This is a genomic window from Sphingomonas sp. GW821-FHT03E12 (genome assembly GCF_059420685.1).
This window is the reverse complement of the sequence record NZ_JBWKUF010000003.1, coordinates 639075-660649: the sequence shown is the minus strand read 5'-3', so window position 1 is coordinate 660649 and position 21575 is coordinate 639075. Positions and strand designations below refer to the sequence as shown.

The window sequence follows — 21575 nt, the reverse complement described above, 5'->3', positions numbered from 1 at the left end:
TTCCGACGCATTCTTACGGCCATTGCCTGCGTGACAGCCACGGCGGGGATCAGCCCGGCAACTGCCCAGACCCCGCCGCCCGCTACAGCCAAATATGCCGATACCAATCGATGGGTGTGCCTGCCGGGGCGCGACGATGTCTGTTCGCGCGACCTGCAGGCGAAGCAACTGCTCGCGGATGGATCGGCGGTGCCGGTTCCGGCATGGCCGCCGGCCACGTCGAGCCAGGTCGACTGCTTCTACATCTATCCGACGGTGACGCTGAACCTGATCCCGGGCAACGCCGACCCCTATAATGGCGACACCAGCACGATCGAGGCGGCAACCGCAGCACAGGCGGCGTCCTTCGGCAGCACATGCCGCGTCTTCGCGCCTCAATATCGCCAGGCGACCATCGGCGCCTACGCGCTGCCGGAGTTCGTCCGGCAGATGTATATCCAGGTGGCGGCGTCCGATGTCCTGGCGGCCTTCGACTATTATCTGGCGAACTATAATCAGGGGCGGAAGATCGTCCTGATCGGTCATTCGCAGGGCGGCGAGATGCTGATCAAGCTGCTTCAGGCGCGGTTCGAGACTTCGTCCGAGCTGCGTGGAAAGCTGCTGATCGGGATCCTTGCCGGCATTCCGGTCAATGTGCCGGTCGGCCAGAAGGTCGGGGGGACGTTCGGCAACGTTCCGGTCTGCACCCTGCCCGGTGAAGTGGGCTGCTTCATCGCCTTCGGCAGCTATGCCGAAGGGGCCAACCCCGGAACGGATTCCCGTATCCCGACGCCGGCGGGGCAGGAGCGGGTGTGCATCAACCCGGCCACGCTTGATGATCCGGCACTGTCGCCCGAGGCGCGCCGGAGCGGGCGCAAGCTGCTGCAGGGGACGCTGTTGATGCCGGCAAAGGACTCCTCGGGCTTTGTCCGCGACGACGCCCAGACCAAGTCCTTCACGCGCCTGACCGGAGCGTATAGCGGCGCCTGCACGACGGCGTCCGACCCGCGCATGCGCTTCTTCTCGATCCGGGAGGAACTGCCGGTCGGCGATCCGCGCCGCGGCATCGTCAAACTGTCCGATACGCCGCTCGATCTGATCCTCCAGCTCCTGATCGGCGACAATGGGCTTCATGTCCTCGATATGCAGTTTTCGATGCAGGAGATGGTCTCGCTCGTCGCAGCGCGCAGCAGCTGAGATTGCGGCATGCGGGATGAGCGTCATCGCATGAAGACGGCGAGCAGGATGCCACGCATTATGCTCGCCACTGCCGCCCTGCTTGCCGCAACCGGCCTGGCATGGTGGCTCGCCGGCGGGGATCCGGAGCCGGGAGGGGGCGTCGTACGGGCTGCGGAGAGCCTGGCGGCCCTGCACGGCTCACCGCAAGCAAGAATCCCAGCCTCAATGGAAAATCAGATCCTGGAGGCCATCGGCAAGCCGGGCGTGCGCATTCGCGACGTGCGCATCGTCGATCAGGAACGGCAGATCGCGTGCGGGGAGCGGATCGACCCGGGTTCTGAAACTCCCCGCCGCTTCGTATGGCTGAGCCAGCTGCGCCAGCTGGTGACGGACGATGGCGGTCAAGACTTCGCGATCCTGATCAATGTCTGCACACCGCCGCCGGCCTGAAGGACAGCCTAGTGCGCTGCACCGGGTCCGACTGCGCGGCGGGGTCTCGGCGTAAGCCAGATGATCATTGCCGCGCCGACGAAGACGAAAGCCGAAAGGAGGAAGATATGGCTTGTCGCCAGCGCAAACGCCTCCTTGTCGACCAGCTGCGCGATCACGCCCCGTGCCTGGTCGAGTGAGAAGCCCTGCGCCGCCAGTGCGTTGACCGTGCCGTCGGTATTGAGCTTGGAGACAAGCTCGTTGCGCGCGACGCGGGCGCTGTCGTCCCAGGCGGTGGTCGAGATCGACGTGCCGATCGCGCCCGCCATGGTCCGCAGGAACGCCATCACACCGGCCGCCGACGCGGTTTCCTTCGGTTCGACCGAGCCGAGCGCAAGCGTGGTCAGCGGGATGAAGAAGAAGGGCATGCCGAAGCCCTGAAGCATCTGCGGGAGGGCGAGGCTCCAGAAATCGGCCTGGCTGTTCCAATGCACGCGCAGCAGCGAGGTGAAGCCGAGCCAGAGGATGCCGAAGCAAACCAGCGCGCGCGGATCGACCCGGGTGCTCATCTTGGCCACGATCGGTGACATGATCACCGCCGCCACGCCGGTGAAGGCGGTGGCATAGCCGGCATAGGTCGCGGTGTAGCCCATGCTGGTCTGCAGCCATTGCGGGATGATCACCGCGGACGCGAAGAAGGTGCCGAAGGCGAAGGATAGCGACAGGACGGACACGGTGAAGCCGCGATGGCGGAACACCCTGAGGTCGACGATCGGCTGGTCCTCGGTCACTTCCCAGGCGAGGAAGACGAGGAAGCCGATCAGCGCGATCACGCCGAGCATCACGATCGTGCGGTCGTTGAACCAGTCATGCTCGCGGCCGAGGTCGAGCATGATCTGCAGCGCGCCGATCCACAGCAGCATCAGCATCAATCCGATCCGGTCGACACGCAGCCTTTCGGTGGGCGTCTCGACCTTGGAGAGCAGCCGCATCGCGCCGAACGCACAGAGTCCGGCGACGGGGATGTTGATGAAGAAGATCCAATGCCACGACCAGCTGTCGGAAATGGTGCCGCCCAGGATCGGACCCAGGATCGGGGCAACGACGGTGGTCATTGCCCAGACGCCCATCGCCTGGGCGCGTTGCTCGGGCGGGAAAATCCGCATCAGCAGGGTCTGCGAAAGCGGCATCAGCGGGCCGCCGCAGAGTCCCTGGCCGATGCGGCAGGCGACGAGCATGCCGAGCGAGGTCGACAGGCCGCACAGTGTCGAGAAGACACCGAAGCCGATCATCCCGAAGGTGAAGGTACGCACCGTCCCGAAGCGGCTGGCGAGCCAGCCGGTGAGCGGCACGCACACCGCTTCCGCCACGGCATAGGAGGTGATGATCCACGTCCCCTGGCTGCCCGAGATGCCCAGGCTGCCGGCGATGTGCGGGACCGAAACGTTGGCGATGGTGGTGTCGAGCACCACCATGAAGTTGGTGAGCGCGAGCACCACGCCCGCAAGGATCAGCGGCAGGCCTTTCAGCGGCGCCATTTCCTCGGCCTTGCCGTTCATGGCGTTGATCCTCAGCTGTTCGAGACGTCGATCTCGGCGTCCATGGAGAGCCCGACCCGCAGCGGGTGCTCGGCAAGTTCCTTCGGGTCGAGTGCAACGCGCACCGGCAGGCGCTGGACCACCTTGATCCAGTTGCCCGTGGCGTTCTGCGCCGGGATCAGCGCGAAGGATGAGCCGGTACCGCCCGACAGGCCGACGACCTTGCCGTGATATTCGACGCTGCCGCCGTAGAGATCGGACTTGAGCGTCACCGGCTGGCCCACCTTCACGCGGGTCAGCTGGCCTTCCTTGAAGTTGGCGTCGACATAGAGCTGGCCGACCGGGACGACCAACATCAGCTGGGCGCCGGGCGCGACGCGCTGACCGACCTGGACCGCGCGGCGTGTGACCACCCCGTCGATCGGCGCGCGGATCACGGTGCGATTGAGGTCGAGCCGCGCCTGCGCGACCTTGGCCTGCGCCGCGAGCACTTCGGGCGCCGAATTGGCGGTGGTGCCGCTGATCAGCGCATTGTTCGCTGCGAGCTCGCCGCTGGCCGCGCCACGGGTCGAACTGGCCTGAGCGACGCCGGCGCGCGCCAGCTCGAGATTGGCCCGGGCCGAGGAGAAGGCGTTGGTCGCCGAGGTGAGCTCCTCGCCCGACACCGCGCCGTTGGGGGCGAGGCGCTGGCGCCGGGCGAGGTCCACCCGTGCCTTCTCGTAATCTGCCTGGGCGGCGACGAGCTGGGCGCGGGCTCGGGAAATATCGGCGCTGCGGGCCTGGACCTGTGCGGCGAGCGCTGCGCTGGTGGCCGATGTCTGGCCATATTGGCGGCGGGCCCGGGCAAGATCCGCTTCGGCCTGGGCGAGCGTGATCCTGGCGTCGCTGTCGTCGAGCTGCACGAGTATGTCGCCCTTCTTGACGGCCTGGGTATCCGAGACCGCGACGCCTGCGACCTGCGCCGCGATCATCGGTGTCACGCTGGCGGTGTCGGCGCCGACATAGGCGTTGTCGGTACTGATATAATGGCTGCCGACCAGCACGTACCAGCTGCCATAGCCGACGCCGGCGAACAGCACCGCGCCAGCGATGCCGCTCAGCAGCCGCTTGCGCAGATTGGGCCTGGCGGGGGTGTCCTTCGCGGCGTTCGCGACATGGATATTGGGTTCGGCGTCAGCCATGGGTCGGATCCTTGCGGGCGGCATTCGCGGCCGCGGTGTCGGTGGAAAAGCCGCCGCCCAGCGCGCGGACCAGCTGGACGTCGAGCGTGAACGCCCGGGCCTGCAGGTCGGCGACGATCTGGCGGTTCTGCAGCACGCCCTGTTCGGCGGTCAGCACGTCGAGGAAGGTCGACAGGCCGCCTTCATAGCGCTGGCGGGCGATCGCATAGGCGGCTTCGGAATCGGCGAGGGCCTGGCGGCTCTCGGACAGGCGGGTGACCAGCGCATTCTTGCTGGTTACGGCGTCGGCGACTTCGCGGAAGGCGGTGGTGACGGTCGAGTCATAGGTCGCGACCGCCTCGTCATAGCCGGCGCGTGCGCCCCTGTACTGGCCCGCGAGCGCGCCGCCGCGGAAGATCGGCAGGCTCACCGCAGGGCCGACCGAGCCATAGGTCGATCCGCTCTTGAACAGATTGTCGAGACCGAAGGCCTGGAAGCCGATCAGCGCGCTGATGTTGATCGAGGGGTAGAAATCGGCGCGGGCGACCTTGATGCGGTTGGCCGCAGCCTTGACCCGGGCGCGCGCCGCGGCGATGTCGGGACGGCGGCCGATCAGGTCGGTGGTGACACCAGCCGGAAGCCCGTGCGTCTCCGCCGGGCCAGCGGGCAGTGCGATGGTGAGGCCTCTGTCCGGGCCCTTGCCGAGCAGTGCGGCGATGCGGTTTCGCGTAAGGCCGATCGCCTCGTCGGTTGCAGCGAGGTCGGCCCGTGCGGCCGGCACCGCGGCATCGGCCTGTTTCAGCTCGGCACGGGTATCGAGGCCGTTGACGACGCGGTCGCTCACCAGCTTCTGCGTCTGAGTGCGCAATTCGAGCGCCTTGCTCTGCACCGCGCGCTGGGCGGCAAGTCGGGCGAGATCGGCATAGGCAGCGGCAATGCTGGTCGAGAGGACGAGCCGCGACTGCTCCAGCTCGATCCGCGCCGCCTCGGCATCCGAGGTTGCGGCGGCGAGCGAGGCGCGGTTCTTGCCCCACAGATCGAGATCGAAGCTCAAATTCGCGGCAACCTGGCCGCTGTCGTTCCATCCTTTGGGCACGAAGGCGGGGGGGATGCCGTTGTTGTAGCTCTGCTTGCCCTCGGTCGCGCCGGCCTGAACGCCGATCGACGGGAGGAGGGCCGCGCCGGCCTGCTGGGCATAGGCCTGAGCCGAGCGCAGCCGCGCGGCCGCGGCGGCGAGATCGGGCGAGTCGGTCAACCCCTCTGCGATGAGGCCGCTCAGCTGGCTGTCGCCATAGGCGCTCCACCAGTCGTTCACCGGCCAGTTGGCGGCATCGGCCTTGCTGCCGAGCGACTGGTCGGCGGCATAGCCCGTCGCCGCGCGCACTTCAGGACGGGCGCCGAGCTGCGGGACCGGCGCGCAGGCGGAGAGAAGCGCGGTTCCGGCGGCCGCAACGGCGAGCAACGAACGGGGGGAGACTCGGATCATGATATATATACCGTACTGTCTGGTACGGCTCGCGAATTGGGCCTGACCTATCGCCTTGTCAACCAAAAATCGTACCCTATAGTACGATTATGAAAAATATCGTGGAGAAGGCGCCCGGCAAGCGAGAGGCACGCAAGGAGGAGCGGCGCGAGATGATCCTTGAGATCGCCAAGCGCGAGTTCCTCGATCACGGCTATTCGGGCGCATCGATGTCGGCGATCTCGGCCGAACTGGGCGGCTCCAAGGGAACCCTGTGGAGCTATTTTCCGTCAAAGGAAGACCTGTTCGCCGCGGTGCTCGACCATGCGACCAGGGAATATCGCAGCCGGCTCGCCGATGTGCTCAAGCCGGGCGAGGACCTGCGCGCCGCCGTGCTGCAATTCTGCCGCGGCTTCATCGCCAAGATTTCATCGTCCGACGGGGTTCGGCTGCACCGGCTGATCGCTTCCGAAGTCGGCCGCTTTCCCGAGGTTGGCGACATCTTCTATCGCCGCGCGCCCCAGCCGACTCAGCAACTGCTCTCCGGTTTTTTCGAGCGCGCGATGGAAGCGGGAACGATGCGCCGCGACGATCCGCTGTTCGCCGCGCGCATCCTCGCCTCGCTTTGCCTGGGCGTGCAGCAGCGCGTGATGTGGGGGCAGCAACTGTCCGCAGCCGAACTCGATAGCGAAGCCGAGCATGTTGCCGAGGTCTTCCTGCGTGCTTTCGCGCCGGAATGACGGGTTGGGACTGATCGCTTGGGGCGGAGCTGCTCTAGTATCCTGTCAATTTGAAGCCGCCCAGAGGCGTGCTGGAACTGGTCACCGGCCACTCGACCATGCCGTAGAGTGCGCCGTCCGCGCCTTCAGTCAGCCCCGTCGGCCTGGTGGATTGCTGAACCGCCGGCCCAAATGAATGAAGGATGGTCTTCACCCCGGCAGGGGTCAGCTTGAAGACCGTCCCGCACGAAGAACACTGACGGGCCCCGCCGGAATAGGTCGTGCCGTAGAGATTCCCGTCACGCCCCAACAAGAGTGACGACGGTCCGTCCCCATCGATCCGTCCGTCGAGCGCGAATCTGTAGATGATGCTTACGCTCCCGCTGGCTGCGATCTTGTAGATCGTGCCGCACCCATATGCCCAGCCGCACCGTCCGTCGCCGCCCGAAACGGTGGCACCGTAGAATTCGCCATTCCTTCCCTTGATGAGAACGCGCGATGGAGCGATTCCATCCTGGCGCGAGCTGCCGAAGGAGTAGAGAATTGAAACCGCGCCAGCCGTAGAGATTTTGAAGACCGTGCCGCAATCATGCGGATTGCTGGCGCACTGATTTGTGCCCCCCATCAACGTCGTTCCGTAGAGGTACCCGTCATCGCCTTCGAGCAATGTGGCCTGCGGCTGGATACCATCAGACGGAGTCGCTCCGAATGAGTGGAGAATTGTTTGCACGCCGGTGGGCGTCATCCTGAAGACGGTGCCGCAGTTCGTCCCAGCCTGAGGGATCATGGCACAAACGTTCGCACCGCCGGACCCGGTGGTTCCGTAGAAATTGCCGTCGCTGGCTTGCATGATCCCGGACGGCGTGTGGCCATCTGTCGGCGAACTCGCGAAGGAATATAAACTTGAGTACTGGCCGGACGTGGTGATCTTGAAGAACGTGCCGCCCCCGCCGAATTTCCCGCCGTTCGAGGTGAGCCCGTAGAGCGCGCCATCCTTGCCGGCGATCAACGCATTCGGCAGGTATCCGTCATTGGCTATCGAACCGAACGCGTAGAAGATCGACTCCGCACCGGCAGGCGTAACCTTGATGATCGCGCCGCAAGAAATAGGTGAGGTCGGCCTGCAGGTGTTCGGGCCACCTTGGGGTTTGATTCCGTAGAAATTGCCATCCGCGCCACGAACCAGGCCCAGCGCGGCGGCGCCGTTTGGAAGCATTTCGCTATAGGAGTTCAATTCGGAGAATGTTGCCGACGGTGTCGGCGTCGGCGGCGAGGTTGTTGGCGTCGGCGTTGGCTGGACAACCGATCCACCTCCGGCGGTGCTACCACCCCCACAGCCTGCAAGTGTCAAAGCTGCCATGCTGCTGAGCACAGCGCGAAATGCTACGCGTGACATAAATCCCCTTCTTGGAAGGGGTTATTGGCAGTCTGCAAGGTCTGTCGCAATGCCCCAATTCCGGCCGTTCAGCCCTCTTGCGTCCGTTACCGGACGCTGCCGTTCGCCCGTGGTGATCAACAGGCAGCCTTGTGAAGGGCAATCCATCATTCGGAGAAGGAGCAAGAGATCGTGGATCAGCGTTCAAGCTTGGTCGCCAGAATGACCGAACTCCTTGTGAACTCGACGCCGTCCAGCATGCCGATCTCGTCGATGAGCCGGTTCAGCTCGACACCGTCCTCGGCCTCCAGCATCGCGATGTAATCGAACTCGCCGCTGATGGCGTGGATCGCCGAGACCTGAACGATCTCGGAAAGAAGCGCTTCGAGCTCGCGGCGGGATCTCGGCGCGGTCTTGATCATGACATGCGCGCGCAGGCGGCTGCGAGCGAACGCGTCGCCCAGCCTGACGGTATAGCCGTCCACCACGCCGCTCTCTTCAAGGCGAGCGAGGCGCGAATAGAGCTGGCCACGGGATATTCCGAGTTCCTTGGCAAGCTGCGCGATCGGCTGACGCGCGTCGTCGCGCAGCAGGCCTAGCAGCCGGACGTCGATCTCGTCGAGGTTCGGCTGGCCCGACATCAGCGTTCCGGGAAGCGCTCGTCGGCGAAGATCGCCGTCTGTGGATCGCCGCCAGGTCCGATCCGGCCGCGATACATTCCCAGATCGTTGATCGCGAACGCCGGCTTTCCATTCGAACCCATCGCGATCAGCCCTCCGTCGCCCCCGATCGATCCCACCGCCATGATCGTCGCCTGAGCAGCATTTGCAAGGGTTTCACCGTTCCAGGCGACGCGGTCGCAGACCTGGCGCGCGGCGCTCTCACGAATGAAGAATTCGCCGGATCCGGTTGCCGAGACGGCGCACTGGCCGTTCTTGGCATAGGTGCCGGCGCCGATGATCGGGGAATCGCCCACGCGGCCCCAGCGCTTTCCGGTCATGCCTCCGGTCGAGGTCGCAGCGGCGAGATTGCCGTCGGCATCGAGAGCGACCGCGCCCACCGTCCCGAACAAATGGGTCCGGTCCACCGCGGCCGCCTGCCGGTTGCGCCACGCCTGCAACTGCTGCCAGCGCTCCTCGGTCCGGAACCATTCGGGAGCGACCTGCTCAAGGCCCTGTTCGACCGAGAAGCGGTCCGCACCCGCGCCGCTCAGCATGACATGGCGGGTCTTGTCCATCACCGCCCGGGCAAGGTCGATCGGATGCCGCGTCCGGGTAACCCCGGCAACGGCGCCCGCCTTTTGCGTAGCGCCGTCCATGATCGCCGCGTCGAGCTCGTTGCGGCCCTCGGCTGTGAACACCGCGCCGCGACCGGCATTGAACAGAGGATTGTCTTCCAGAACGCGGACCGCCGCGGCAACCGCGTCGAGGGCAGGGCCGCCGCGGTCGAGGACCGCACCGCCGGCACGCAGCGCTTCGGCGAGACCTGCCCGATAGGCAGCTTCCTTTGCCGGGGTGAGCGCACCGCGTTCGATGACTCCGGCCCCGCCATGGATTGCGAGCGACCAGCGCGGCATCTCCGAAACCTCGCCGCCGGCCGCCGAATAGCGACGGATTGAGGCGGGGTTGTCGACGCGGCCCGAGGGCAGGTGAAGAACCGATGCGGTGTTCATGATCGTCACCTTGATCCGGTCGGCGACGAGCGCGCCGCGCGACGGTGCGACACGAAGGGCCGATCCGTCGACGATCCATGCGCCGCCATCGGGTTCGGTCGCGTAGACCCGGCCCCGTCCGTCCGCCTCGACCGCGACCGCCGCGCTTTCATCGACACCGACGCCGATCATCGCCGGTGCATCCGACGGGTGCCCGACCTGAGCCTTGGCGACAAAGGCGAACAGGCGGCCGAGTCGGTCGCGCTCCTTGAAATGCGTGTCGGTCACCACGCCCTTGAGCAGCGCGATGTCGAGGAAGTCGCGTTCGATCGTGTTCGCCGGGCCGAACGGATCGGCCAGCGCTTCGGGCGATTTGATGCTGCCGCCGTCCGAGGCACCGTAGAGGGCTTCGCCGAGCATCGCGAGACCGGCGCTGGTGCCCGCGATCGGCTTGCCCGCCGCGACATGTGCGGTGAGCAGGCGCGCGACCTCCGTGCCCTTCCAGTAGCGCACATAGTTTGCCTGATCGCCACCGGCGAGGAAGATGCCGTCGGCACGCCGGAGCGCCGCGAGGATCCGGGGATCGGAGGCGGCGGCGCGGTCATGGAAGACGAAGGTCTCGGCCGAGGCGACCCCGCCAATCTCCTTCACGAATTCCTTGCCGATCTCGCCCGCATAGGAGGCGCGCAGGATGACGATATGGCCGTTCCCGGCTTTTGCGAAGAACCAGCGCATGGCGTCGTGGTTGCGGTCGCCGCCGCCCATCAGGAGGAGCCCGCCCGAGGGCTGCCCCGGCCTCGGTGCGGAAAGCTTGCCCTCGACATAGCGGTCGAACGTCTTGGTCTTGGCGCCTGCCGCGGCAGGGGCAAACCCGAGGGTCGCGATAACCAGAACAAGCAATGCGCGCATCGGGAAGGGCTCCATTGAACAGATTGTACGCAGTTTGATACAGTTTAGACGCTGTATGCAATAATTTGATTGCTAATTTGGACGATATGTTGAACTTTCCGGTCCGTCATCTCGACGGGTGGACGGTCGGCTGGCGTGCAAAAGGGGAGCGACATGACATATTCGATGCGCCGCGCGTTTCGGGTTCATCTGGCAATTGGCTGCTGTGCGAGTGCGCTCGCTGCGCCCGCCTTTGCGCAGGACGCGCCCGCCGAGGAACAGCCCCGCGAAGTGGTCGTGATCGGATCGCGCATTCCCACGATCAAGGAAGGCCCTGCCCCGGTCACTGTCATCGATGCCGACACCATCCGGTCGAACGGCTATACCAGCGTTCCCGAAATGCTGGCCGCCTTGCCGCAGAACAGCGGCGAGACGCAGAGCCCGCAATCGGGCAGCAGTTCCGATTTCACGCCGGGCGCGCAACAGGTCGATCTGCGCGGCCTGGGCCCGAACCATACGCTGGTGCTGATCAACGGCCGCCGCATCGCGGACTTTCCGCTTCCCTATATCGGGCGGAGCAACTTCACCGACATCTCGAACATCCCGGTCAGCCTGATCGAGCGGGTCGAGGTGCTGAGCGGCGCGGCATCCGCCATCTATGGTTCGGACGCGATTGCCGGCGTCATCAACTTCAAGATGAAGGAGAAGCTGGACGGCATCACGCTCGACTATCGCCATGGCCGCACCGAGCATGGCGGCGGCATGTCGCATCGCATCACCGCGACCGGCGGCTGGTCGTCCGGCCGGTTCAACATCGCGGGCGGTATCGAATATCTCGATCAGCGGCCGCTCTGGGCGTTCGACCGGGACATCCAGGACAGCACGCTGGACAATCCGGTGACCACGCTGGCGCGGCGCACCTTTTATCGCGCCAATGAGGATGTGGATTACCTTACGCCCCCGGCGGGCGCCTGCGCAGCGCTGGCGGGGCTCAACCGGGGCACCATCCGCCAGTATAATCGTCCGCGCTATGGCGAGTTCTGCGGCAGCCAGGAGTCGATCGCCTATGGGACGATCGTGTCCGGCCGCAAGGGCTTCAACAGCTTCGGCACCATGTCCTACGAGCTCTCGGACAATGCCAAGCTGTTCGCCGATTTCCAGCTGGGGATCAGCAAGGTCCGCCTGATGTACGACGTGACGAGCTGGTCGTTCGAGCAGGCGTCGAGCAGCGCCGACAATAATTTCTTCAACAGCTTTACCGGTCAGGTCGAGGATTGGGGGCGCCAGTTCACGCCGGAGGAAACCGGCGGCTTCCAGATGCAGCGGATCAAGCAGACCACCTACAGCATCACGCCGGGTATCCGCGGAACGGTCGGCGGTGTCTGGAATTACGAGCTGTCGTTCAACTACAGCCGCTACCAGTCGGTCGTGCGCTGGCCGCAGATCATCAACAGCAAGGCGCAGAAGCTGTTCCTCGGCGACCGGCTCGGCATCGACGCGGCGAGCGGCTATCCGATCTACAATGCCAATCCGGCGCGGCTCTACACGGCGCTGACCCCCGCCGAATACGCCAGCATCTCCGCCGACACCGTCTACCGCCCCTATAGCTGGACCAGCAACGCTCAGGCGACGCTGACCAATGGCGAGCTGTTCCAGCTGCCCGCCGGGCCGGTCGGGTTCGCGGCGGTCGCCGAATATGGCAAGCAGGGCTATGATCTGCGCCCCGATCCGCTGGCGCTGACCGACTATTATTTCAGCTGGAAGGACAGTGACGGGTCGGGAAGCCGTACGCATGGAGCGCTCGGCGGCGAGTTGCGCGTGCCGGTGCTCAATTTCCTCACGCTGACCGGCGCCGGGCGCTACGACACGTTCGGCTTTGCCGGCCGTAATGTCGGCAAGTTCACCTATAATGGCGGGGTCGAGGTGCGGCCGACCAACAGCCTGTTGTTCCGGGCCGCCTATGGCACTGCCTTCCGCGCGCCCGACCTTCATTATGTCTTCACTGGTCCGGGTAACGTCGAAAGCAGCGTGGTCGACTATTACACCTGCCGCCAGGATACCCCGGGGGCAGGGGTCAGCGATTGCGAAGACTATGAGACCGATATCGTCTCCAACCGCACCGGCAACCGCAACCTCAAGCCGGAAACGGCCAAGTCACTGACTGCCGGGCTCGTGTTCTCACCATCGCGCCGCCTGCATATCTCGGTCGATTATTTCCGCGTCACGCTCGACAATCAGGTCACCGATCTCAGCGTCAACCAGATCACCCGTGATGAGGCGGACTGCCGACCCGACGGTGCCGGGAGGACCACGCTCGACCCCAATTCACCGACCTGCCAGGACGCGATCGCCCGGATCCGGCGCTTTGCGAGCGGCGGTTCCGCAGGCGAGATCGAGGCGATCCGCGTCAACCCGATCAATATTTCGCGCGAAACGACGAGCGGGATCGACGTCGCCTTCCGCGGCACGCTGCCGACCGGGATCGGTGACTTCACCCTGTCGCTGGCGCACAGCCACGTGTTCAAGCACACCTATCAGCAATATCCGGGCGACCCGATCGAGAACAAGCTGGCGTACAGCAGCGGCTTCTACCTGCCGCGCGACAAGTCGAGCGGGAGCATCAGCTGGGACCATGACGGGCTGAAGCTCACCGTTTCCGGTACGCGGCTGGGCAGGCTGCCCAATTATGACGAGGACGCATTCCTCAAGGCCAGCACCCTGTTCAACGCGACCGTCCAGTACGACTTCACCGATCATCTGCGCGGATCGCTGACGGTGCGCAACCTGCTCGATACCAAGCCGGTCAAGGACGAAACCTGGTCGAGCTATCCCTATTACAACACCGCCTGGTTCGACAGCGTGGGCCGCAGCGTCTTCATGCAGCTGACCTACAAGATCGGCGGCAACCCGCTGTAAGTTGACTGGGGACGATCGGACGCGGTGCCGAGACCGCGCCGGTCAGACCAGCGACTTCAGCCGGTCGATCCCCGTTGCGTCCCGGACGATCCGGGCCGCGAGCGCATTTCCGTTCGCGGCATTGGTGAGGACGACGATCGCCCGCCCGCGCCGGGCATCGCCGATCCCCAGCGTCTTGAAGATGCCGTAGTTGCTGCCGCTATGCTGGAACAGCGTGCCTGACGGGGATTGCTCGAGCTCCCAACCCAGCGCGCGCGTAATATCGCGCCCGCGCAGTTCGAGCTGGGGCGTGAGCATCGCCTGCCGGGCTGCGTCGCTGATCTCCCACGCCGCCCGGTTCGACCGATCCATCATGAGCACCATGAACCTCGCATAGTCGGACGCGGTCGTCAGCAGCCCGCCCGCCGTATTGACCAGCAGGCCGTGTGTTGACGGCGGTGACTTGGGGTCCGTCTCGCGCATCGCCCTGACCGAATCCTCATAGGTCCAGGACGCGATCGGCTTGTGCCATGTCGAGGCGAGCGGAAGCAGCCGGTCGCCCATCTCGCGCGTGGGCTGACGGGGAAGTTTCTGTTCGCCCTCCGGCGGTTCGGAATGGCCGAAGACCAGCGACCTCGCGATCACCTCGTCCCAGCCGAAGCTGCTGCGGGACATGCCGGCCGGGTCGAACAGCTTCGCCTGCATCACGCTGCCGATGCCCGCTCCCATGATCTTCTCGACGACCATTTGGAGCCAGACGAACGCTTCGCCGGAATAGGTGAAACCGGATCCGGGCAGTTGACTGGTGACGAGCGGCTCGGAAGACCAGTTGGGCAAACCGGTCGAATGTTCCAGAACATGCCGGGCGGTAATGCGCTCAAGATTGGGGTCGTTGCCCGGATTCGCCGGCGGGCGATACGCGACGAGCGGCTTGTCGAGGTCGAGCCGCTTCTCGTCGACCAGCCGCATGACGACATAGGCGAAGACCGGCTTGGTCATCGATGCCGCTTCGAACAGCGTGTCCTCGCGCACGGGGTCGCGGGTTAGGGCGTTCTTCACGCCGAAGCTGCCGCTCCAGATGGGCTTCGCGCGGTCGACGACCGCGATGGCGACGCCGGGCACCCCGGCAATCCGCATCAGGCGCGGAAGTTCGCCGAGCTGGTCCGCGGACGGGATCCAACTGGTCTTACCGTCCGGAGTTCCCCCACGGGCGCGAACGGGCACCGCGCCGCTGGCAATGAGTGCCGCGGATCCGGCCAGCAAAGCTCGCCGCCCGATCACCGTTCCGGAACTGCTCATCAGTACTTGCCCAAGGGCCGGTTTATCGAAGGATCCGGCAAGGCGAAATTTCGAGACGGTTGCCTTCCAGCCGGGATGTCAGGAGTTGCGCGTGCAAAAGCGCCAGCCAAGGATGCCTGCGCGACGCGGGCGGGCGGTACCGAGATTCTCTCCACCATCGATTCCAACCCCTTTCCTCCGGAGCCAAACGATAGGGGTATCTTTTATAAAATCACAGGAAATCGGCTGACTTGACCGCTTCTGCAGGGTTCACGCTTGAAACGGAGAGTCTGCAAAGGGCTCAGTTGATGCTCTTCGTTCCTCGCTGCTCAAGCTTGAAAGCTGAACTCTTTCCGGATGCGATGCGGCCTGCATACACTTCGGCCGCGACCCTTGAAGTGATTACGCGGTGCTTCCGCGGAAATTCCTATCGGGAATCTGACCTAACTTTTGGAAAGGGGTGGTGGACGCACTAGGGCTCGAACCTAGGACCCGCTGATTAAGAGACGCTCCCAGCGTGGCATATTATTCAGCATTAACAGGTATTTGGCTGCATCCGCGTATGATCAGCTGCTCAATATGCCACAATGGGCGACAATTCGCGACAATTCGCAACGACACAAAATCACCTACATTGCATTTGGAGATCTTGGGCAGCTTTGCGCCCCACATTCTTCCCGCTCGGCGCACCCACTGGGAATCCCGAAAGCGGCTATTGGTTCAGGCGATAGCCTGGCGGCGGCTATTGGAAAGTCACTGAGCGTTGTTACCATCCAAAGGTCGGTTGGCGCTGAGACGAAGCCTCAGAATGCCGAGGCAGAGCCAGTTCAATAATCATCCCGCCACCGTGCCTAGGATGCGCAGTGACGGTACCGTTGTGCGCGGCAGCAATCGCCGCGACAACTGACAGACCAAGGCCCGATCCGGCTGAGCCGAGCCGGCGTGCGTCGTCTCCGGACCAGAAGCGTTCGAACAGTCGCTGTTGCGGCACATTGGGCAGGCCTGGCCCGCGATCCCCAACGCGCAAAATTGCCATTTCCGCGGCAGTCTCGACCTCGACTGACAGCGCGCGACCGGATGGCGCATGGCGACGCACATTGTCGATCAGAGCAAGCGCCGCCTGGCGGATTCGCAGCGGGTCGGCCTGAATGGATGTCGCAGGCAGGGAGAGGCTGAGGGCGAAGCCATCAGCCTCCAGTTCCGGGCGCAGCGTCTCGACTAGTTCGGCGACTTCGGTGGCGAGATCCATCCCGCGTGTGCGCAGGCGCAGCGAGCCGTTGGCGGCAAGGCTGACAATCTGCAGGTCGTCGACGAGATGGGATAGCGCATCGACTTGGCCAATCAGTCCATCGATCTCTGCTTCCGTCCGCTCGAACACGCCATCACGCAGGCCTTGCAGTCGCCCACGCAGCACCGTTAGCGGTGTCCGCAACTCATGCGCCACTGCTGCAGAGGCTTCACGCATTTCGCGCTCGTAACGCTCCAGCGAGGAGGCCATCTGGTTGAAGTCATGGACCAGTTGCCGGGCTTCGCCGGCCATCGCGGCATGCGCTGGCGTCGCGCGCGTGGACAGCCGGCCAGAGGCGATCTGGCGTGCGGCCTGAGCCACGGCTTCCATCGGCACGGTAATCCGCCGGGCGAGAAACAGGCTCGCGATGACGCCGACCGCCGCCGCGATCGCGGTGATCGTGACCAACAGCACGCCCTGGAGAATGTCGAACAGGGCCAGCAGCGGACGCTCGGCTTCCACCAGCATCTCATAATCGCGCCGGGAGGGAAGCTTGCCGGCATCGAGCATATGAACCGCGCGTTGCGCATCGGCGGGAAGCTGCGTCAGCAATCGTGCGCTCAGCCATTCGCCGACGGTCATTAGCCCGAGGACACTGCAAATGACGGTGAGGCAGATCGCCAGCACCAGTGCGATTGCGATCCAGGTCCGGATCCGTGTGGGGCGGGGCAGTTTGAATATCGGCTTGCCCGTCATGACGCGAGCAGCCTGTAGCCCACGCCGCGCACCGCGACGATCAGGTCGGGGCCTTCATCGGTAACCAGCTTGCGGCGCAGGTTGCTTACATGGCTGTCCACCGTCCGTTCGAGCGGGTCGCTGGTCGCGGGAAGACATGCATCGAGCAGATCTCCACGCGTGAAAACGCGGCGGGGGGCGGCGACCATATGCGACAGCAGGCGGAATTCGGTGGGGGTGAGGTCGAGGGTGGTCGGGTTACCGTCAGCGTCGATCAGCCGAACGACATGTCCCTCGCGATCGATCTCGAGTGGGCCAGCTCGAAGCGTGCGCAGAATGGGACGGCCTCGAGAACGGCGCAGCACCGACTTGGCGCGGGCGACGATCTCCAGCGGATTGAACGGCTTCACCACATAGTCGTCGGCACCGGCATGGAGCGCAGCGAGTTTCTCGACATCCTCACCCATGGCGGTCGCCATGATGATTGGCGTGTCGGCGTGACGACGGATTTCCGCGAGCACCGCATTGCCGTCTCTCCCCGGCAGTTTCACGTCCAGAATGACGATGTCGGGGCTGAGCCGGTGATGATGCTGGATGGCCGTGTCGCCATCGGACGCGGTCACCGTGCGAAAGCCGGCCCGCTCGAAATAGGCGAGCAGGATATCGGCGATCCGCGGTTCGTCCTCCGCAATCAGCACCAGCGCGTTGTCCATGGGGTTCCGTTCCACGCCGCGCCCACAGCACAGCATTATAGAGATTCGATGGAGAACACGCTCCACCGCCCGACTGGCAAGGGCTGCGAGCCAGCGCAAGCGTACGACGGCGGGACGTGACCTGATCCATCGAAGTTCCATCGATCTGCGAACCGGTCTCCATCCGCCGCGGTCAGCAGGCCGCCACCCAATCACAGAGAGGCATGAATTGATGGTGCGCATGATGATCACCGGCCTAGCCGGAGCAAGCCTGATCGCGTTGGCGGCGCCGGCGCAGGCGGGCTATGCTGGCCGCTGCGTCGCGGGCAGGGGGCTGGAGCGATCCCTGTCCAGTCTGCTCGAGCAGCGCCGCCAGGCCGCTGAATATATCCTGGCTCAGCAGCCGCTCTACGAGCCCGGCAGAGATTCCGCTTATTCCAACGCCAACTATGTCGTGCTCGGCGCGATCCTGGAGAAAGTGACAGGCGAGCGTCTGGAAAAGACGATCGTCGACGGCACGTTCGGCAAGGTCGGCGCGACGGCGGGTTGGGGCATTCCGCGCGATTTCGGCGCCGCCAACCCGTCGTTGCATATCCCCCAGCCCGACGGGTCAGTGCTGGTGGTCGACCGGCCCGAGGGTGCGAGCGACGTGTTTCGCGGCCGCATGCCCGTATCCACCGTATCGGCGGGCGGGATGGTCGCGACGATGCCGGCCTTCGCCAAGGTGGAAACGCAGCTCCTTCGTGCCGCGATGGGGCTGGACCAGGCGCTCGCCTCCAACCGGGCGTTGCAAGGTCTGTTCACGCCACATCTGGGCTATGGCGACGGCGCGATCCTGACGAGCGATATCCTGGGCGAGACCAGCCATTATTTCATCGGCAATACCGCCGGAAGCAGCGCCTATTCGTTCCTGCTGCCCGAATCCGGCGTCGGACTGGTGCTGGCGACCAATATGGGAACCGAGGCGATCCCCAATTTGGCGGGCAGCGAGGCTGCGACTTACCGCCTGCTGGCATCGCTCGCCCGCCGTGCGGCGTTGGGCGTTCCCACCGCCCGCAGCGCCGATCAGGCGGCGATCTTCAATGCCGTCGAGGCTCGCTGCGGCGAGGCGAGCGGCGGAGCTTCCGCGATCGTCGCTGCGTTCGGCGAGCTGAGCGCCGCGCAGGCCTCCGCCCTGGCCGAGGCGATCGCGCCCGATGATGCCCGTGCGCTGGAGCGGCTCGGCTCGGCGCCGCTGGAGGGCATGGCGGATCAGCTCGCGGTGCAGATGGCGCCGGGCGCATTGCGCGGCCGTGCACAGGGGGCAGGCGGCTGGCGCGCCTTCCTGGCCGGTGGCGATATCACCGGGCGCGTTGCGCTCGACGATGCGGGATCGGTCACCGACATGCGCGGCTGGCAGACCACCGCCGGGTTCGACCGGCAGCTCAGCCCGCACTGGAAGCTGGGCGCGGCTTATGGCTTTGCGCGCAATCGCGCGGCCGTCGCCTCGGGCCATGCGACGCTGCGTTCACATCAGATCGGCCTGAGCTTGGCCTATGATGGAGGCGCGGGGCTGTTCGTCGATCTGCGCACCGTGCTGGCATTGCAGCAGGCTGCCACGCAGCGCATGCTGGGCGACTTCGGCACCGCGGCGGCGACGCGTAGTCTGCGCGGCACGCTGATCGACGCCGATATCGGCTATGCGGTGGGCAGCGCGCTGCGCGTCGCGCCGGTCGCGGGGCTGCGCTACCAGTCCATCCATGTCGACGCCGCCAAGGAGCGCGGCTCAATCTTCGCACTGTCGCTCGACGGCCGCACCGCGCGGCGGCTCGATGCGCGGTTTGGCGTCTCGATCGCCGGCGACTTCGACTTGAGCGGCATGGCAATCCGGCCGAGCCTGGAAGCGCTGCACGTTCGTACGCTGACTGCACGCAACCCGGACGTGCTGGCCCGGTTTGTCGAGGGCGGAACCGGCTTCTCCTTTGCGCCGGGATCGCTCGACCGCCGCTGGACCGAGCTCCGCGGCGGTATTGCCATCGTCGGCGGCCCGGTCGGCGTCCAACTGGGCGTGACCGAGACGTTCGGTCGCTTCGGCAGGAACAGCCTGCGTTGGACGGCATCCACCAGTATTGGCTTCTAGAGCGGTTGGATCACAGACACGCCGGTCGTTTCGAAGAATGGCCGGCGTTCCGTGAAGGAGTTCGCTCGACTGGGCCGGCCACCACCTCCGGCTGTATCTGTTCCAAGGAAAAGACTGCAATGATGGCCCGACTGGCAATTGCGGGCTATTGCTCAACCCGCGACCTAGCGGCGCTGCTGGGACGGCCGACGCTCGTCGCCAGTGCCAGCGGAGCTTTGCCAGCGCTCCCCGGGCTGGCTCGGTGCATCCGGTAGCGTTGTTCCAGCCTTTCAGACGCTTACGGTGCAGTCGCACATGGGCCGCGCTAGTCGGCGCGCTCGCACCCGCACCACATTGTAGGGCTCCTCTCCCGTAAGGGAACGACAGTTGATGTCACCTGACAGGAAACCACGCGCCTGAAGTGAAAGCACTGGAGCGGCTGCGGTGACGAGCGCAGCGGGATCTTCCCGGCCATCAAGAGCATTCCCCATCGCTGTCCGTGACCGCATTTGTATCTAAACTGCTAAATGCTGTCAGACCGCTAACGGCCCATTTACCGTCGATCGAACCAACCGGCCGCTACGCGCCCTGATAGCGGTCACTCAGTCTTGTCGCTTCGGCACTCGAAAGCGGACGTTCGATAAATATAGATTGAGCGCGCCAGCAGGCGGCTTGTCGCGTAGGGCTGGCTAGCGCTCCGGGACGGAGCGGAGCGGACCGGACCGGACCGCAGGCGTGGTATCACCCACAGTCCGCCCGCTTTGATGTCGAGAGCAAGATCGCAGTCGGCAAGGAACCCGATACCCAGCCGCCCGTCGCCGTCGCCGCTTCCTCTGTCGGGAATCACCCGGACCTCCACATTCCTGCGTGCGAAGCGGCCCAGCGTGGCGGACGGCAGTACACCTTGTCGACGTTATAGGGTTGGCCGTCGGCGCCTATCTCCGCAGCTATTTCTGCCACCATATAAGCAGCCGCCGGCGGCTGCTGGCGGAATCGAGATGCAAGCGGCGGCGTTCGCGGGTGCGCTGGAAGGCTGTCGCTATGAAAGTCATACCAATGGCGACAAATGCGATCGCAACGGCATATGCAACACTGAGGTAGGGGTAGATGGCGCCTCTCCGACTGGTAAGCGGGAGCGCGCAGAGTCTCTCAGCCATCGGCGCTTACGATAAACGACAGCCGACGATGCCCCTCGATAGCATGAAATCAGCGTAAGCCATCCTTAAAAGGCGCCTCTCGGACGAAGCCCGCTATTTCAAACTATATTTGGATCAGGCTTTCGCCGCGGCGCTGGCGACCCCATATCAGGTGCATCGCTCGCAGGACGGTCACGTAGGCGCGAGCGGCTGAGAGACCATCGCGCTCCCGCTTACATTAGCTGGAGCTATGCGATGGATCTCAATTATCTGCTATCCCGACATCAGATTTCCCTGATGCAAGCCGATGCCGCTTCCTGTTCCGAGGCACGCATCGCCCATCGCGGACGTGCCGGGCATTATGCCGAGCGTATCCGCGAGCTTCAGGGCAAGCTTGGCGCAGCGCCAGCGTTGATCGGGCAGACCTGATTTGCCCAAGGAGGACCTCCTCACCCTTGATGGGCTGGTCGAAGAGATACTTCCAGACGCCCGCTTCCGCGTCCTTCTCGAAAATGGACATCGCATCATCGTCTACACGGCCGGCAAAATGCGCAAATACCGCATACGCACGCTCGTTGGTGACCGCGTCCAGATCGAGATGTCGCCCTATGACATGGAGAAGGGCCGGCTCGTCTACCGCGAACGGGTGGCAAATGCCGGATTAAACGCTCGCACGTCGAGACGCCGATGACCGGCAGCGCATCCATTCCTCCCAAGCCGTCCGCACCAAAGCTCAAGCTGTTTCGCAAGAAATTCGAAGCGCCGCGCCTCTCACCCGAAGCCGTAGAGCGTCAGAGTCGCGCGACACTGTTTGCCTGGAATATCCTTGGTGGCGATGCGGCTATCGCCTTTCTCAACAGATATCATGATGGCCTCGAAGGTCGCCCGCTGGATATCGCAGTTGCGAGTGCGGAAGGTTGCGAGGCGGTCGAGCTCGCCATCGCCGCCTATGCCAAAGGCGACTGACGCGCCGTATGTCGCTGATGATCTGTCACCACCATAGGGCTCGCGGTCGGCATGACGGATGAATTTGCGCGAGCGCATATGACGCTCTGCCGTAGTGCAGATTTCTGTTTCGCTGGCACGGCCCAGCGCGTCGACAAGCGCTTTGCGCCCTATTTCACACCAGC

At 64.8% G+C, this 21575-nt stretch carries 17 protein-coding genes; 8 read left to right on the top strand and 9 right to left on the bottom strand.

The features are described 5' to 3' along the window. Positions 1-30: 30 nt before the first annotated feature. Entirely contained in the window at positions 31-1176 is a 1146-nt protein-coding gene (locus AC07TU_RS12885; protein ID WP_495188290.1) for a DUF3089 domain-containing protein, read from the top strand. Positions 1177-1206: 30 nt separating this feature from the next. After that, positions 1207-1608, top strand: coding sequence for a hypothetical protein (locus AC07TU_RS12880; RefSeq protein ID WP_495188289.1), 402 nt, complete (start codon positions 1207-1209; stop codon positions 1606-1608). An 8-nt stretch (positions 1609-1616) separates the two neighbouring features. Here AC07TU_RS12880 and AC07TU_RS12875 read toward each other — a convergent pair whose 3' ends face one another. From AC07TU_RS12875 to AC07TU_RS12865, 3 genes are read right to left on the bottom strand one after another with little or no spacing between them, the layout of a single operon-like run. Next, a complete protein-coding gene (locus AC07TU_RS12875; protein ID WP_495188288.1) occupies positions 1617-3146 on the bottom strand; it encodes a DHA2 family efflux MFS transporter permease subunit in 1530 nt (509 codons plus the stop codon). An 11-nt stretch (positions 3147-3157) separates the two neighbouring features. Beyond that, positions 3158-4306 (bottom strand): HlyD family secretion protein, encoded by a 1149-nt coding sequence (locus tag AC07TU_RS12870; RefSeq protein WP_495188287.1) that lies wholly within the window; start codon positions 4304-4306, stop codon positions 3158-3160. After that, positions 4299-5771 (bottom strand): efflux transporter outer membrane subunit, encoded by a 1473-nt coding sequence (locus AC07TU_RS12865; protein WP_495188286.1) that lies wholly within the window; start codon positions 5769-5771, stop codon positions 4299-4301. Before AC07TU_RS12865 ends, AC07TU_RS12870 begins: the two co-directional genes overlap by 8 nt. Before the next feature lie 89 nt (positions 5772-5860). On the opposite strand from AC07TU_RS12865, the gene AC07TU_RS12860 reads away from it, so the two are divergent. Beyond that, entirely contained in the window at positions 5861-6490 is a 630-nt protein-coding gene (locus AC07TU_RS12860) for a TetR/AcrR family transcriptional regulator (RefSeq protein ID WP_495188285.1), read from the top strand. Positions 6491-6524: 34 nt separating this feature from the next. Here AC07TU_RS12860 and AC07TU_RS12855 read toward each other — a convergent pair whose 3' ends face one another. From AC07TU_RS12855 to AC07TU_RS12845, 3 genes are all read right to left on the bottom strand, one after another. Beyond that, positions 6525-7829 (bottom strand): choice-of-anchor tandem repeat GloVer-containing protein, encoded by a 1305-nt coding sequence (locus tag AC07TU_RS12855; RefSeq protein ID WP_495188399.1) that lies wholly within the window; start codon positions 7827-7829, stop codon positions 6525-6527. 212 nt (positions 7830-8041) lie between these two features. Further along, positions 8042-8485: an Lrp/AsnC family transcriptional regulator gene (locus AC07TU_RS12850; protein ID WP_495188284.1), complete on the bottom strand. Its 444-nt coding sequence runs from the start codon at positions 8483-8485 to the stop codon at positions 8042-8044. Then, a complete protein-coding gene (locus AC07TU_RS12845) occupies positions 8485-10404 on the bottom strand; it encodes an isoaspartyl peptidase/L-asparaginase (RefSeq protein ID WP_495188283.1) in 1920 nt (639 codons plus the stop codon). The genes AC07TU_RS12850 and AC07TU_RS12845 overlap by 1 nt, the downstream gene beginning before the upstream one ends. 153 nt (positions 10405-10557) lie before the next feature. Here AC07TU_RS12845 and AC07TU_RS12840 point away from each other — a divergent pair, with 153 nt between their 5' ends. Beyond that, on the top strand, positions 10558-13299 hold the full coding sequence (locus AC07TU_RS12840) for a TonB-dependent receptor domain-containing protein (RefSeq protein ID WP_495188282.1): 2742 nt from the start codon (positions 10558-10560) through the stop codon (positions 13297-13299). Positions 13300-13341: 42 nt separating this feature from the next. On the opposite strand, the gene AC07TU_RS12835 is transcribed toward AC07TU_RS12840, so the two are convergent. The 3 genes from AC07TU_RS12835 to AC07TU_RS12825 all read right to left on the bottom strand — a co-directional run bounded on the left by AC07TU_RS12835 (position 13342) and on the right by AC07TU_RS12825 (position 17232). Further along, complete coding sequence (locus AC07TU_RS12835) at positions 13342-14577, bottom strand: serine hydrolase domain-containing protein (RefSeq protein WP_495188281.1); 1236 nt, start codon at positions 14575-14577, stop codon at positions 13342-13344. Between the two features lie 745 nt (positions 14578-15322). Beyond that, positions 15323-16540 (bottom strand): ATP-binding protein, encoded by a 1218-nt coding sequence (locus AC07TU_RS12830; RefSeq protein ID WP_495188280.1) that lies wholly within the window; start codon positions 16538-16540, stop codon positions 15323-15325. Next, positions 16537-17232, bottom strand: coding sequence for a response regulator (locus AC07TU_RS12825; protein WP_495188279.1), 696 nt, complete (start codon positions 17230-17232; stop codon positions 16537-16539). The genes AC07TU_RS12830 and AC07TU_RS12825 overlap by 4 nt, the downstream gene beginning before the upstream one ends. 211 nt (positions 17233-17443) lie before the next feature. Here AC07TU_RS12825 and AC07TU_RS12820 point away from each other — a divergent pair, with 211 nt between their 5' ends. The 4 genes from AC07TU_RS12820 to AC07TU_RS12805 all read left to right on the top strand — a co-directional run bounded on the left by AC07TU_RS12820 (position 17444) and on the right by AC07TU_RS12805 (position 21411). Beyond that, entirely contained in the window at positions 17444-19330 is a 1887-nt protein-coding gene (locus AC07TU_RS12820) for an autotransporter domain-containing protein (protein WP_495188278.1), read from the top strand. A 1412-nt stretch (positions 19331-20742) separates the two neighbouring features. Beyond that, a complete protein-coding gene (locus AC07TU_RS12815; RefSeq protein WP_495188277.1) occupies positions 20743-20874 on the top strand; it encodes a hypothetical protein in 132 nt (43 codons plus the stop codon). Position 20875: 1 nt separating this feature from the next. Then, complete coding sequence (gene infA / locus AC07TU_RS12810) at positions 20876-21136, top strand: translation initiation factor IF-1 (protein WP_495188276.1); 261 nt, start codon at positions 20876-20878, stop codon at positions 21134-21136. Continuing rightward, positions 21133-21411, top strand: coding sequence for a hypothetical protein (locus AC07TU_RS12805; protein ID WP_495188275.1), 279 nt, complete (start codon positions 21133-21135; stop codon positions 21409-21411). Before infA ends, AC07TU_RS12805 begins: the two co-directional genes overlap by 4 nt. Positions 21412-21575: the final 164 nt, after the last annotated feature.

Excerpts from the sequence above, each read along its gene's own strand:
- AC07TU_RS12880 (WP_495188289.1), top strand. The coding sequence starts at position 1,207 with ATGAAGACGGCGAGCAGGATGCCACGCATTATGCTCGCCACTGCCGCC.
- AC07TU_RS12875 (WP_495188288.1), bottom strand. The coding sequence starts at position 3,146 with ATGAACGGCAAGGCCGAGGAAATGGCGCCGCTGAAAGGCCTGCCGCTG.
- AC07TU_RS12870 (WP_495188287.1), bottom strand. The coding sequence starts at position 4,306 with ATGGCTGACGCCGAACCCAATATCCATGTCGCGAACGCCGCGAAGGAC.
- AC07TU_RS12865 (WP_495188286.1), bottom strand. The coding sequence starts at position 5,771 with ATGATCCGAGTCTCCCCCCGTTCGTTGCTCGCCGTTGCGGCCGCCGGA.
- AC07TU_RS12860 (WP_495188285.1), top strand. The coding sequence starts at position 5,861 with ATGAAAAATATCGTGGAGAAGGCGCCCGGCAAGCGAGAGGCACGCAAG.
- AC07TU_RS12855 (WP_495188399.1), bottom strand. The coding sequence starts at position 7,829 with ATGGCAGCTTTGACACTTGCAGGCTGTGGGGGTGGTAGCACCGCCGGA.
- AC07TU_RS12850 (WP_495188284.1), bottom strand. The coding sequence starts at position 8,485 with ATGTCGGGCCAGCCGAACCTCGACGAGATCGACGTCCGGCTGCTAGGC.
- AC07TU_RS12845 (WP_495188283.1), bottom strand. The coding sequence starts at position 10,404 with ATGCGCGCATTGCTTGTTCTGGTTATCGCGACCCTCGGGTTTGCCCCT.
- AC07TU_RS12840 (WP_495188282.1), top strand. The coding sequence starts at position 10,558 with ATGACATATTCGATGCGCCGCGCGTTTCGGGTTCATCTGGCAATTGGC.
- AC07TU_RS12835 (WP_495188281.1), bottom strand. The coding sequence starts at position 14,577 with ATGAGCAGTTCCGGAACGGTGATCGGGCGGCGAGCTTTGCTGGCCGGA.
- AC07TU_RS12830 (WP_495188280.1), bottom strand. The coding sequence starts at position 16,540 with ATGACGGGCAAGCCGATATTCAAACTGCCCCGCCCCACACGGATCCGG.
- AC07TU_RS12825 (WP_495188279.1), bottom strand. The coding sequence starts at position 17,232 with ATGGACAACGCGCTGGTGCTGATTGCGGAGGACGAACCGCGGATCGCC.
- AC07TU_RS12820 (WP_495188278.1), top strand. The coding sequence starts at position 17,444 with ATGGTGCGCATGATGATCACCGGCCTAGCCGGAGCAAGCCTGATCGCG.
- AC07TU_RS12815 (WP_495188277.1), top strand. The coding sequence starts at position 20,743 with ATGCAAGCCGATGCCGCTTCCTGTTCCGAGGCACGCATCGCCCATCGC.
- AC07TU_RS12805 (WP_495188275.1), top strand. The coding sequence starts at position 21,133 with ATGACCGGCAGCGCATCCATTCCTCCCAAGCCGTCCGCACCAAAGCTC.